The following is a 13,644-nucleotide window of genomic DNA, read 5'->3' on the forward strand; positions in this document are numbered from 1 at the left end:
TTAGACGGAAAGGGCTTTTTTAACTGCCGTTTATGAAACAATTGGGCGGGCTGAATCTTAACGATGCTTCTCGATCAGCTGTTTCAGCGCATTTTTGTTCTGGACGCCGACGACGCCTTCCACCGGTTGGCCGTCCTTGAACAGGATCAGCGTCGGGATGCTCATGACCCGGAAAGCCGATGCGGTCTCTGGGTTCTCGTCCACGTTCAGTTTGACGATGTCCGCCGAACCCGCCAATTCTCCGTCCAGCTCGTCGAGAATCGGAGCGATCATTTTGCAGGGACCGCACCAGGGCGCCCAGAAATCCACCAGCGTCAGTCCGCTCTTGATATCTTCCGCAAACGTTTGATCCGTCGTATGTGCAACTGCCATGTCAAATTCCTCCTGTGGGTTCGCAATCGCGATCTTTTACTTTTGATACAAGCCGCAAATCCGGTCCAACTTCTCCCGGAGAGGGCCGAAACGAACAAAGCGGTCTTCCCTCAGATATTCCCTGCCGCCGATCAGCAGCAGCATGATCGGGGCGGCCAAAATCAGAAAACGTTCCGCCACCTCTTCGACTTCGCTTGCGTCGGCATGTCCGAACGAGATCGGGGAATAGTCGTCCAGAAGTTCCCTCAGCTTGGGCATCAGCGACTCGCATGTGCTGCAGCCCGGCGTCGACACGTAAAGAAAGCTCAACTCGTGTTCGGCGAGAAAAGCATCGACTTCGCCGATCGTTTTCAATTCGCGGACTTCCTTCATCTCTCATCCCCTCCTTCAGACAGACGATCGATGCAAAATCCATATTTTTAACGGTTAACTAGTTAAATAATCATTTATGTATATAGAATAATACCCGGCGCCCGGGTTGTCAAGAGGGACGCTCAGCACTTTCATTTATCAAGTCAAACGGGGCAAACGCTTGATTCTATCCCTGTACCGGCAGAAAAAGAATTTCGTAAAATGAAATCAAACGGCGCTTGCCCACACCCTTCCTAAAAGGAGTTTTATGATGAACATCAAATCTATCCGCAACGCGACGCTCGTGATCGAATACGCGGGCCGAACTTTCCTGGTCGACCCCATGCTGGCGGAGCAGGGCAGCTATGCCCCTTTTCCGAATTCCGCCAGGCAGGACCGCAAAAATCCGCTGGTCGGCCTCCCTATTCCGATCGAAGAGATCGTTCAAGGAATCGACGCCGTCATTGTCACTCATCTGCATCTCGACCATTGGGACGACGCGGCCAAAGCCGCCCTGCCGAAGGACGTCAAACTGTTCGCCCAAAACGAAGGCGACGCGGCGGCGATCCGCGATAACGGCTTCACGAACGTGGAGATACTGACGGAAAGCACGACGTTCAAAGGCATCTCGCTGATCAAAACGTACGGCGAACACGGCCGCGGAGACATTCTAAACCGGACCGGGCTCGTATGCGGCGTCGTGTTCAAGCACCCGGACGAAAAAACGCTTTACGTGGCGGGAGACACCGTATGGATCGAAGCCGTCCGCCGCACTCTTGAAACGCACAAGCCAAAGACGATCGTCGTCAACGCGGGCGACAACCGGTTTCTTCAGGGCGGTTCGCTCGTCATGGACCGAAGCGACGTCCACGAAGTCCATCGCGCCGCGCCAGAAGCCCAAATCGTCTGCGTGCACATGGAAGCCGTCAACCACTGGAACCTGTCCCGGGCAGAGCTGAGAACTTTCGCGGAAGAAAAAGGCATGTCCGCCTTCGTCAATGTTCCGGAAGACGGCGAATCGTATTCGTTTTAGCCGGATTCCCCGCCGATCGGCATGAACGTCAAAGCCAACCGCTTCCTTTCGGGGATTCGGTTGGCTTTTCGCGTGCTTCCGGCTTGCGGGTAAACGCCCGGCTTGATTTTTGCCCGATTCTTTTTTAAGCTTGGAATATCTAAATCAATAGGCAATTAAGAAAGTAGGAGTGCCACGATGGAAATGCCGGACTTGCTGTTTAGAGTCGACTCGCAGTCTCCGCTGCCTCTGCACGTTCAAATCAAGGAGCAGATCAAGTGGTTAATCGGCAAGGACCTGCTCAAGCCGGGCGATTCGCTGCCTTCCACCAATCAATTGGCCGAGCAGCTGTCCATCAACCGGAACACCATTCAGAGCGTCTATACCCAGTTGAAAGACGACGGGCTGCTGCTCATGCAAAAAGGACGGGGAACGCGGGTCGCCGGCGAAGACGAAATCGCGCGCTTCAAAGCGTCCAATTCCCATTTCGCTTTCGCGGAAAAAATGATCGAGGAAGCGCGGGAAGCGAACCTGTCCGCCGAAGACGTGCTGCTGTCGGGCTTCGCTTATATGCAGCTGTTCGGCCAGCGTCGGAACCGGCAGCCGCGCTATCTGTTCGTCGAATGCAAAGACAGCTCGTGCGTGTTCTACCTGGACGAGATCAAGCGGCTGACCTCCGCCGAGATCCGCAGCATGGACCTCTCCTCTCTGACGGAAGAGGAAGCGATCGCGGCGATCCGCGGCGCCGATGTGATCGTCACGCGCTCGGACCTGGCCGAGAGGCTGAAGAAATTCGCCGACGACGCCGGCAAAACGGTCATCACGGTCGGCTCCACCCGCGACGTGCCGCTGCTGCTCAACCTGGTCAGACAGCCCTAAGACGCGAAGACGCGCAAATGCCGAAAGGATGAAGCGACAAGATGGACCATGTCGATCTGAGAATCGTCGAAGAGCTGTCACAAAACGGCCGAATCACCATGAAAGAACTCGGGGAGAGGGTGCACCTGACCGGACAGGCCGCCGCGGCGAGAGTGCTGAAGCTGGAAGATCGCGGCGTCATCAAACGCTACACGGTCGATGTCGATCGGGAACAGCTGGGCTATCCCGTTCATGCCTTTCTTAACATTTGGACCGGCGGCTTGTCCCATCAACCTTATTTGACCTTTATCGCGACGCAGGACGAATACGTGATCCGCAACCATAAGATCAGCGGAGAAAGCTGCTACCTGCTGGAATGCCGCTTTCCTTCCAACAAAGTCTTGGACGGATTTCTTATAGACCTGAACCGGTACGTGAATTACAAGCTGTCCATCGTGGTCAGTTGAACGTCCTTTGCGTCCGCTTTCCCCGGTCCCGATTCCATCCAACAGACGACAAAAAGACATTCCGGCGCGAAACCGGGATGTCTTTTTGTCGTCTTTCTGTCGCAGGCGATCCGATAATCAAATCTCCCGCACGATGACCGAACGGTTCTCCGCCGATTCGAAGATCGCTTCGATCAGCGTCAGCACGCGGTGCACTTCGTTGTTCGGAACGGCCTGCTTCGAGGCTCCTTCGAGCGTCGATACGAGATTGGCGTAGAATCCCTCGGACAAGTCCTCGACGTGCTCGATCGGTCGGCGAACGGTCGATTCCTCGGACGGCGGCGCCATCGTTTTGGTCAGCCCTTTCCCCGCCTGAATCGGCTTGGGTTCGACATGTTCCACTTCGCGGTTGCGCGTCACGATCTCCCCGCTCAGGTCCCAGTCCCGGATGACCGCCGTCCCTTCCGTTCCTTTGACATACCAGCGCGGAAGCTTGATGAAATTGGTCGTGCCGACCTCGATCACCGCGGTCAGCCCGTCTTTGAACTTGATCGTCGCCGTAAACCCGTCGTCCACTTCCGTGCCCAGAATGTAGCTGAGGTCGGCATGTACGCTTTCGATCCGGCTGTTCGTGAGCAGCAGCAGCTGGTCGAGCAGATGCACGCCCCAGTCGAGCAGCATGCCGCCTCCGTAAGCTTTCAGCTGGCGCCAGTCGCCCGGAATGCCGTTCGCGCCCTGCACGCGGGATTCCAGATGGAAGACCTCCCCGACTTTTTTCTTCTCGACCAGGTCTTTGACGATCAAGAAATCTTCGTCCCAGCGCCGGTTCTGGTGCACGGTGAATACGCGCTCCGCCTCCTCGGCCGCCCGCACGATCTCCGACAGTTCCGCCGAGCTGACGGTCACCGGCTTTTCGCATACGACATGCTTGCCCGCCTGCAGCGCCTGAACGGCCAGCTCTTTATGCACATCGTTCGGCGTCGCGATGAGCACGATATCGACTTCCTGATCTTCCAGGACCGCTTCGAAGCTGTCATAAGTCCGGTAGCCCCGGCTTCGCGCCAGGTCCATTCGGTATTCGATGGGATCGTATGCGCCGTGCACGGCGATCCGCTCCGCCTGTTCCACCAATTGTCCGTGATAACTGCCCATCCCGCCGAAACCCGCGATGACGAGATTATACGTTTTTTCGCTTTTCATATTGCCCGCCTTCCCTTCCCGAAGCTGCCCGATAAAATGATGGTTTACAAATTTTAATATATAAGACGCAGCAAGGAAAGCGCTAGCATTTTTTCGAACAGTCTGTGAAAGTAGAGCATTCCCTTCCCCATAATCCGAAACCAGGCAAAAAGGACAGGCGCCGCGCGGGCCGCCTGTCCTTTGTTTTAACCGATATGCAGTGTCATACAAGCGGGATGCGGAAAATCGAAAGCCGCTTCAGAGCACGGAGGCTTCTTTCGGGCTCTGTACCCGGCGGCGTTCCTTCGCGCTGACCACGACGGCCGCCGAAGCGTCGCCGCTGACATTCAGCGTCGTCCGGAACATATCCAGAATCCGGTCTACCCCGGCGATCAGGGCAACGCCCTCCAGCGGGAGACCGACCGAAGCCGTCACCATCGACAGCATCACGAGCGCCGCGCCCGGCACGCCAGCCGCTCCGATGGAACCGAGCGTCGCCGTAAGTACGATCATGAGCAGTTGGGTAAACGACAGGTCGATTCCGAACACCTGCGCGATGAAGAGCGCCGCAAGTCCCTGATACATGGCGGTGCCGTCCATGTTGATCGTTGCGCCCAGCGGCAGCACGAAGCTGGTTACTCGGCGGGGGACCTTCAGATTGTCTTCGCACGATTTGATCGTGACCGGGAGGGTTCCCGAGCTGCTCGATGTGCTGAAAGCGACAAGCATCGCAGGAGCGATGCCGCGGACAAAGACTAACGGACTCATTCGGCCCAGCGCGCGAACGGCGAGAAGGTAAGTCACGACGAAATGAACCAAACATCCCGCTGCGAAAGCAAGCAGCAGCTTCATCAGCGGCAGCAGCACGGACAGGCCGTATTGGCCGACGATCGGCGCCGTCAGGCCCAAAATGCCGAACGGAGCGAAGCGCATGACGATGCCGGTGATTTTGTACATGATCTCGGCGAATTCCTCGAAGAATTTGTATACGGTCCGACTCTTTTCCCCGAGCATCGTGATGCCGAGCCCCACAAAGACGGCAAAGAAAATAATCTGCAGCATATTTCCGGAGACCAGGCTCTCCACCGGGTTGGTCGGAACGATCCCCAGCAGCATATCCGTGACGCCCGGCGCCTGCGCTACCTCCGGCTTCTCTCCGGTACCCGGCATCGACAGGCCGGCTCCCGGCATGAAGATCAAGCCTGCGACGATACCGATGCCGACGGCGACGGCCGTCGTGACCATATAATAGGCGATTGTCTTGCCGCCCAGTGCCCCGAGCTGCTTGAGGCTGCCCGTGCCGGCGACGCCGATCACGAGCGAGGAGAGGACGAGCGGAACGACGACGAATTTGATCAGCCGCAAAAACAGATCGCCAAGAGGCTGAATGACGGCAATCGCCGGACCGAAGATCAATCCCAGGACGATCGATAAGACGAATGCGATCAAAATTTGGGTAAGCAGGTTAAGACGCATGAAGCCTCCTTTTATATGCATCTGGCTGAAATGAAAAATCGGGCCGAAAAAGCCCTCTTCAAGACGAATTTTATTCTATCATAAAACCTATAAATATAGTTGGTTTTTTTGGGCGTGCGTATTTCTTTTACGCCGGGCGGCACGTCCGCAAATTGACATCGCTCCGAATCCTTGTTAAAGTTTGGTCATAAACCGCATACACTTTCATGGGATGTTACCATTCGGGCATAACCTGAGCCAGCCTCATCTGCGTTCGTTCGCAGCGGGGCGGTTCGGGTTTTTTATTTGCCCGGATTCGGCCGCATCCCCATACATTCAATGTCCGGGAGGAAACGAACATGACCTATTCCGCATTTCCGAAAGACTTTCTGTGGGGCGGCGCGATCGCGGCTAACCAGGCCGAAGGCGCCTACCTCGAAGACGGCAAAGGACTGAGCGTCGTCGACCTGCTGCCGACCGGCGAGAAGCGCCGCGCGATCATGAAGGGAAGCGTGCCTTCGCTGACTCCCCTCGAAGGCGAGTTTTATCCGTCGCACGAAGCGATCGACTTTTATCACCGCTACAAGGAAGACATCGCGCTGTTCGCCGAGATGGGCTTCAAAGCGCTGCGGGTATCGATCGCCTGGGCCCGCATTTTCCCGACCGGCGAGGATGAGACCCCGAACGAAGCCGGCCTCAAATTCTACGACGACCTGTTCGACGAACTGCTGAAGAACGGCATCCAGCCGGTCGTGACGCTCGCCCACTTCGACGTGCCGATCCATCTGGTCGACAAATACGGCAGCTGGCGCCACCGCAAACTGGTGGGGTTGTTCGAGACATACGCCAAGACCGTGCTGGAACGCTATAAAAACAAGGTCAAATACTGGATGACGTTCAACGAGATCAACATGCTGCTGCATCTGCCGTTTCTCGGAGCGGGTCTCGCGTTCGAAGAAGGCGACAACGTCGAGCAGATCAAATACCAGGCGGCCCATCATCAGCTCGTGGCCAGCGCCCTCGCCGTCAAGGCATGCCACGAGATCATTCCGGACGCCATGATCGGCTGCATGCTCGCGGCGGGCAGCTTCTATCCGTATACCTGCAACCCGGCCGACGTGTATCAGGGCATGGAAAAAGACCGCGAATCGTACTTCTTCATCGACGTGCAGTCCCGAGGGGAATATCCGGGCTACGCCAAGCGCTTCTTCCGCGACAACGGCCTGAACATCGTTATGGACGACGGCGACGCCGAGATTCTGAAGGCGCACACCGTCGATTATATCGGCTTCAGCTATTATTCCAGCCGCACGACGAGCACCGATCCGGAAGTGAACAAGAATCAGACGAGCGGCAACGTGTTCGGCTCCGTAGCCAATCCGTATTTGGACAAATCCGAATGGGGCTGGACGATCGACCCGCTGGGCATGCGCATCACCGCCAACCAGCTGCACGATCGCTATCAGAAGCCTTTGTTCGTGGTGGAAAACGGGTTCGGCGCGCATGACGAAGTCGATTCGGACGGCTCGATCGACGACGACTACCGCATCGATTACTTGAAGCGCCACGTCGCCGCCATGGGCGAAGCGATCGAAGACGGCGTCGACATCATCGGCTATACCTGCTGGGGACCGATCGACATCGTCAGCGCGTCGTCCGGCGAAATGCGCAAACGCTACGGCTACATCTACGTCGACCGCGACAACGAAGGACACGGCACTCTCGAACGTTCCAAAAAGAAGAGCTTCGGCTGGTACAAAAAAGTGATCGAAACGAACGGCGCGGAACTGGAAGGATAAGCGGTTCGCGCAGACAGGCGGCCCCGAAATTCGGGAGCCGCTTTTTCCCGTTCGCCTCTTCCCGCTCGGATCCGCCGCTTCGAACCGCTTTCCGCGAGAGCCGCTGAAAGCGTTGACAACCCTTCCCTTCTCGCTTTACACTGGACGTAACTGAATAATTCGCACAGGATTGTTACTGATTCGTCAGGCAAAACCTGAGCCACAGCAATCGGGGCTTCCGCATACGCGCATCCGGCCCTGCCTATTTTGTTGTGTCTTGGGTTTTTTTCGTTTTACAATGGGGACAGACAGAGAACAAGGGGGACGCCGCGTGAAAATCGCCAAAGTCATCAACAATAACGTCGTCAGCGTCTATCAAACGGACGGCACGGAGCTGGTCGTGATGGGCCGGGGCATCGCGTTCAAGAAAAAGCCGGGCGACTCGGTCGACGAACGCAATGTACAGAAAGTATTCGCGCTCAAAAACAAACAGACTTCGGACAATTTCAAAATGCTGCTGCGCGAAGTGCCGATCGAGCTGATCGTCATCGTGGAAGAAATTATCGACCACGCCAAGCGGACGCTCGGGCGCAAGCTGAACGAAAATTTGTACGTCTCGCTGACCGACCATATCAATTTCGCCGTCGAACGCCAGCGCGAAGGAATCGAGATCAAAAACGCTCTGCTGTGGGAAGTGAAGCAGCTGTACAAGGACGAGTTCGATATCGGCCTGAACATGCTGGAACAGATCCGCAAAAAGATGGGGCTGGATATGCCCGAAGACGAAGCGGCTTTCATCGCCATCCATATCGTCAACGCGGAGATGAACGAAGAAGTGTCGACGACGATGAACATCACGAAGTTTATGCAGCAGATCATCAACATCGTCAAATACCATTTCAAAACGGAATTCGACGAAGAATCGCTGAGCTATTTCCGCTTCATCACCCACCTGAAGTTTTTCGCTCAGCGGGTGTTCAAAGGCGCCCATTACGAAAACAACTATGACCATCTGTACGATGCCATTCGGGAAAAACATCCGGACGCCGCCAGATGCACGGAGAAAATCCGGGCTTTCGTGCTCAAGGAATACAATCATGAACTCACAAACGAGGAAATGCTGTATTTGACCGTCCACCTGGAGCGGGTCGTGAACCGTTAAAAGTCGGCAAAATTCGTAAAAAAATTCGAAAATCCGAAATGTATGCGTTGACAAGTTCGTGAAAGCGTTATATTCTAGACACATCCAAATTGAATATCATCAATCGGGATTGTTACTGGTGATGCAGGCAAAACCTAAGTCGCGAAAAACAGCGGGAATTTTCTCTCTGCTCTTTTTCGAGGCTTAGGTTTTTTGTTTGTCAAAATCCGCCAAAATGTTCATGTTAAGAAAATATTTGGAGGTGCAGGTTATGAGTTACGAGAAATTGGCGCGCGACATCGTGCAGGGCGTCGGCGGAGAAAACAACGTCGTCTCCCTCGTTCACTGCGCGACCCGGCTCCGTTTCACGCTGAAGGACAACGCCAAAGCGGATAAGGCAACGCTGGAAAAAACGGACGGCATCATCACGGTCAAAGAAAGCGGCGGACAATTCCAAGTCGTCGTCGGCAACAAGGTTCCGGAAGTATACGCCGCGATCGGCGAAGTATCCGGCATCCTGAACGAATCGAAAGACGGCGAAAAGTCGAAAGATCAAGCCGCATCCGGCAAAAAGGGCTTCGGCGCGATCATCGACGTCATCTCCAGCATTTTCGCTCCGCTGCTCGGCGTCATGGCGGGAGCGGGGATTCTGAAGGGGCTGCTGCTGATCGCGGACAACTTCGGCTGGCTGCCCAAGACCGATCCGACCTACATTATCTTGTTCGGAGCGGCCGACAGCCTGTTCTACTTCCTGCCGGTGCTGCTCGCCGTCACGACGGCCCGCAAATTCGGCGGCAATATTTTCACCGCGATGACGATCGCCGGAGCGCTGCTGCTCCCTTCCGTCACCGCGTTGAACGGAGCCGAATTCGACGTCAACTTCTTCGGCATTCCGGTCGTCATGATGAGCTATTCGTCGACGGTCATCCCGATCATCCTGGCCGTCATCGTCATGAGCAAGCTCGAAAAGTTTTTCAACCGCGTCATCCACGAGAGCGTCAAAAACTTCATCACGCCGATGCTCTCGCTCGCCATCATGGTTCCGCTGACCCTGATCGTCTTCGGACCGTTCGGCGTCTACGTGGGCAACGGCATCGCCGACGCCCTGCTCGCCGCCTTCTCCTTCAGCCCGCTGATCGCCGGCGCGATTCTGGGCGCGGGTTGGCAGCTGCTCGTCATCTTCGGCGTTCACTGGGGACTCGTGCCGGTGTTCATCAACAATATCGCGGTCTACGGCCGCGACGGCATCAAACCGGCGGCGACGGCTTCCGTCTTCGCCCAGACCGGTGCCGCTTTCGGCGTCATGCTGCGAACGAAAAACAAAAAGCTGAAGACGCTCGCCGGTTCCGCCACCCTGTCCGCCCTGTTCGGCATTACCGAACCGGCCGTATACGGCGTAACCCTGCCGCTTAAGCGTCCGTTCATCGCCGGCATCATCGGCGGCGCGGTCGGCGGCGCCATCATCGGCCAGGGCGGCACGCAGGCATTCGCTTCCGGCGCCCCGGGCCTGCTGACGCTGCCTATTTTCTACGGTCCCGGCGGACAGGGCTTCCCGGCCCTGATCGCGGGCGTCGTCGCTTCGTTCCTGATCTCCGCCGTTCTGGCTTACGTACTGGGCTTCAAAGATCCAGTCGAAGAAGGCGAAGGCGGCAAAGCCGGTACCGATAAGTCTTCCGCTCCGGCTTCCGGCACGCCGGCTGCGGCTCCGGCTCCGACCGGCGCGCCGGCAACGGCCCGGGCGGCCGGAGGAATCGCGGAGACGGCGCTCAGCCCGCTGAGCGGCACCGTCGTTCCGCTGGCCGACGTGCCCGATCCGGCTTTCGCGGCCGAAGCGATGGGCAAAGGCGTCGCGATCGAGCCGAGCGTCGGCCGCGTCGTGGCTCCGTTCGACGGCACCGTGACCGTCGCGTTCAAGAAAAAGCATGCGCTCGCCGTCGTATCCGATACCGGCGCGGAGATTCTCGTGCATGTGGGCGTGGACACCGTCAAGCTGGACGGGCAACATTTCACGTCGCATATCCGGGAAGGCGACCGCGTCAAAGCAGGGCAGCTGCTGCTCGAGTTCGATATCGAGCAGATCCGCGCCGCCGGCTATCCGACGGTCACTCCGGTCATCGTGACCAACACGTTCGATTACGAGGACGTACTGCCTCTGCAGCAGGGTCCGGTCCAAGCCGGAGACGAGCTGCTGGAGACGGTTCCGGGCCGCGATGCGGACGGAGACGGGAGTTCGAAGCAGAGCGCTTGAAGCTTCTTAGGAAGCGCGCTGCACGACCCGCTCGGATTCACCCGAAAAAGCTTCCTTGAGTGAGCTCAGACTACCCTCAAAAATCCTATTCGCTACAGAAGCTCAAAGGCTGCGGGAAAAATTCGTTCCGGTCGCGTGTTGAAATCGGGAAAAGAATCGAATTTCAGTGGAATTTTCCCGATTTCAAAGGCGAGCGCTGGCGCTCCTTCACTGAATTTCTCCCTCCGCCTCCTATCTTCACTGGAAATCAGACTTTCAAGGCACGTTGAGCTCCCCCTTCGAGGGAGCTTTTTTTGCGTTAGAACACCTGTTTATTGAATTCATTTAGCCAATGCTAATTGAGAATGAATGTAGGCGGATAGTAAACGGCAAATCCCGTCTGCTATTTAATTGTCTTATGATCCCTATTGGAATTGATTTTTCAACTTTTCTCCTGCTTCGTCTGCCCGGCAATGTACCGCACCGATGCCGAAACGCATCAATCCATCAACTCCCTGCACACACTCTTCCTTTTGCTTAGGTTAACTTTTTCTTCTAGCTCTGTGATCTATTCACCACCGCGCGGTACGTTCTGAATATCCATGCCCCGTTCGAATTCGTCCGCCGGAACCGGCCTGCCGAAGAAATATCCCTGTACTTCGTCGCAGTCGTTCTCCTGCAGGAAAGACAGCTGCTCTTCGTTTTCCACGCCTTCCGCGATGACGGTAATTTTGAGATTGTGCGCCATCGAGATGATCGCTTTCACGATATCCCGGTCTCCCAGATCGCTCTCGATATCTCGGACAAAAGAACGGTCCACCTTGAGCCGGCTGATCGGCAGACGCTTCAAATAGTTCAGCGAACTGTATCCCGTACCGAAATCGTCGATCGAGATCTGTACGCCGAGTTCGCGCAGCTGACGCATTTTTTCGGAAGCCGACTCGACATCCAGCGTCATCCCTTCCGTAATTTCCAGCTCCAGATATTCCGGCGGATAGCCGGTATCGCGCAGAATGTCGCGAACGAGCTCCACCAGATTCTGCTGCCGGAATTGTCTCGGAGACAAATTGACCGCCATGATAAACGGCTCGTATCCGGCATCGATCCACCGCTTCCCCTGCTCGCATGCCGTCCGGATCACCCATTCCCCGATCGGCAGAATCAATCCGGTCTCTTCCGCAAGCGGAATGAAGTCGGCCGGGGAAATCCACTGCGCATGTCCGCGATTCCAGCGCAGCAGCGCTTCCGCTCCGATCCGCCGGGTCGGAAACAGCGATACCTGCGGCTGATAGAACAGCTGCAGTTCATTTCTTTCCAGCGACTTGCGCAGATCGTTCTCCAGCAGAATCCGGTCCCCGTCCTTGGTCTCGCTCTGCGGGTTATACAGCGCGTAAGTATCTTTGCCGGCTTCTTTCGCCGCGTACATGGCGGCGTCCGCATGCCGGAGCAGGACACCCGCGTCCTCTCCGTGCTCGGGGTAGACGCTGATGCCGACGCTCGGCGTCATGAAGATTTCATAGCCGCCGACTTCGAAAGGTTGGTCGAAAACCGCAAGAATCCGCTGAGCGACCCGCTCCGTTTCCGGCACCTGACCGTCCTTGATCAGCACGGAAAATTCGTCGCCGCTGTGCCGTGCGATAAAGGCTTCTTTATCCAGGCATTCCTTCAGGCGCTCGGCAATCTCGGCCAACAAAATATCTCCCGCACTGTGCCCGAGCGAATCGTTAATCGTTTTGAAGCGGTCCAAATCCAAGTACAGCACGGCCAGCTTCAAGCCCTGCTCCTCCGATTCCAGGATGGACTGCCGCAGCTTTTCCCGAAAGTAACGGCGATTCGGCAGGCCGGTCAAGCTGTCGTGATAAGCCATCCGGTAAATGGTCGCTCCGGCGGCATCCTGTTCGATAGCCAGGCGTGCCAGATAGCAGGTCTTTCGAATGAATTCCATTTCTTTGTCCGTCGGCACACGCGTTTCTTCATAATAGACGGCAAACGTTCCCAGCACCTCGCCCCGGCCGTCGATCATCGGAAGCGACCAGCCGGCGCGCAAATGATGCTTCAATGCCGCATCCCGGCACTTTTCCCACAGGGCGCTCCGTTCGATGTCTTCGACGATCACGATTTCCCGGCGGGAAACCGAAGCACCGCACGAACCGCCCCGCTCTCCGGCCTCCAACCCTTCGATCGCCTGCATATAGTCGGCGGGCAGGCTGGGAGCCGACAGATTGTACAGCGCGTTCCGGTCCGGGTCATAGCGATGAATCGAGCACTTGGCTCCGGTTTCGTATTCCGCCATGCGCAGCAGATTATCCAGCGTCTCCTCAAGCGGAGTCGATTTCGCGATTAATTCCAGCACGCGATTTTGGACATCAAGGATACGGGCCGACTGTTCGCGTTCCGTAATATCCCGCGAAATGCCGAGCAGGCCGACGACGGTATCGTTTTTCAAGATCGGAATCACCGTGGTATCGACCGTCACCAGCTCTCCCGTTTTTGCGCGGAACGAAAACTGCAGCCTGCCCGGAAGCCGCTCCGCGAACACCGCTTCGAAACTTTTCGACGTCTTGGGCAGATCCGCGGGCAGCACGAATCGGTTAAAGTCTTCATTCCGCATTTGTTCCCGGCTATAGCCGCTCATCCGCTCCCCGCTCGGATTGATGTCGACGACGCCGCCTTCGGCATTGAGAAGAAAAATCGCATCAATGCTGTACGCATACAGGGAACGGTAGATTTGCTGTTCCTCCGCGAGCAGGGGAACGCCGGTTATCGATGCCGGCGTTTCCGCTTTTCTTTTTCCTTCGTCCATGGGCATCTACCTTTCGCTTTCC

The 13,644-nt window shown here is 56.5% G+C and carries 11 protein-coding genes; 6 read left to right on the top strand and 5 right to left on the bottom strand.

All coding sequences use genetic code 11. From position 1 onward, the window contains the following. Positions 1–57: 57 nt before the first annotated feature. Both trxA and GYN08_RS05720 read right to left on the bottom strand, forming a co-directional pair. Positions 58–372 (bottom strand): thioredoxin, encoded by a 315-nt coding sequence (gene trxA, locus GYN08_RS05715; protein ID WP_166273147.1) that lies wholly within the window; start codon positions 370–372, stop codon positions 58–60. A 36-nt stretch (positions 373–408) separates the two neighbouring features. Next, complete coding sequence (locus tag GYN08_RS05720) at positions 409–744, bottom strand: thioredoxin family protein (RefSeq protein WP_166273148.1); 336 nt, start codon at positions 742–744, stop codon at positions 409–411. 250 nt (positions 745–994) lie between these two features. On the opposite strand from GYN08_RS05720, the gene GYN08_RS05725 reads away from it, so the two are divergent. The 3 genes from GYN08_RS05725 to GYN08_RS05735 all read left to right on the top strand — a co-directional run bounded on the left by GYN08_RS05725 (position 995) and on the right by GYN08_RS05735 (position 3,060). After that, positions 995–1,756 carry an MBL fold metallo-hydrolase gene (locus GYN08_RS05725; protein ID WP_166273149.1) on the top strand — a complete coding sequence of 254 codons (762 nt, stop codon included), beginning with the start codon at positions 995–997 and terminating at the stop codon, positions 1,754–1,756. 177 nt (positions 1,757–1,933) lie between these two features. Further along, positions 1,934–2,614: a GntR family transcriptional regulator gene (locus tag GYN08_RS05730; protein WP_166273150.1), complete on the top strand. Its 681-nt coding sequence runs from the start codon at positions 1,934–1,936 to the stop codon at positions 2,612–2,614. A gap of 41 nt (positions 2,615–2,655) precedes the next feature. Continuing rightward, a complete protein-coding gene (locus GYN08_RS05735; RefSeq protein ID WP_166273151.1) occupies positions 2,656–3,060 on the top strand; it encodes an Lrp/AsnC family transcriptional regulator in 405 nt (134 codons plus the stop codon). Between the two features lie 117 nt (positions 3,061–3,177). On the opposite strand, the gene GYN08_RS05740 is transcribed toward GYN08_RS05735, so the two are convergent. Both GYN08_RS05740 and GYN08_RS05745 read right to left on the bottom strand, forming a co-directional pair. After that, positions 3,178–4,239, bottom strand: a complete 1,062-nt coding sequence (locus tag GYN08_RS05740) for a Gfo/Idh/MocA family protein (RefSeq protein ID WP_166273152.1) — start codon at positions 4,237–4,239, stop codon at positions 3,178–3,180. Positions 4,240–4,476: 237 nt separating this feature from the next. Next, positions 4,477–5,694 (bottom strand): dicarboxylate/amino acid:cation symporter, encoded by a 1,218-nt coding sequence (locus GYN08_RS05745; RefSeq protein ID WP_166273153.1) that lies wholly within the window; start codon positions 5,692–5,694, stop codon positions 4,477–4,479. A gap of 338 nt (positions 5,695–6,032) precedes the next feature. On the opposite strand from GYN08_RS05745, the gene GYN08_RS05750 reads away from it, so the two are divergent. From GYN08_RS05750 to GYN08_RS05760, 3 genes are all read left to right on the top strand, one after another. Further along, complete coding sequence (locus GYN08_RS05750) at positions 6,033–7,472, top strand: 6-phospho-beta-glucosidase (protein ID WP_166273154.1); 1,440 nt, start codon at positions 6,033–6,035, stop codon at positions 7,470–7,472. 310 nt (positions 7,473–7,782) lie between these two features. After that, entirely contained in the window at positions 7,783–8,613 is an 831-nt protein-coding gene (gene licT / locus GYN08_RS05755; RefSeq protein ID WP_166273155.1) for a BglG family transcription antiterminator LicT, read from the top strand. A gap of 250 nt (positions 8,614–8,863) precedes the next feature. Beyond that, positions 8,864–10,840 carry a beta-glucoside-specific PTS transporter subunit IIABC gene (locus GYN08_RS05760; RefSeq protein WP_166273156.1) on the top strand — a complete coding sequence of 659 codons (1,977 nt, stop codon included), beginning with the start codon at positions 8,864–8,866 and terminating at the stop codon, positions 10,838–10,840. Positions 10,841–11,387: 547 nt separating this feature from the next. On the opposite strand, the gene GYN08_RS05765 is transcribed toward GYN08_RS05760, so the two are convergent. Then, a complete protein-coding gene (locus GYN08_RS05765; protein WP_166273157.1) occupies positions 11,388–13,622 on the bottom strand; it encodes a sensor domain-containing protein in 2,235 nt (744 codons plus the stop codon). Positions 13,623–13,644 lie beyond the last annotated feature (22 nt).

The organism is Saccharibacillus alkalitolerans, assembly GCF_011090185.1.
In the GTDB taxonomy this organism is placed as follows: domain Bacteria; phylum Bacillota; class Bacilli; order Paenibacillales; family Paenibacillaceae; genus Saccharibacillus; species Saccharibacillus alkalitolerans.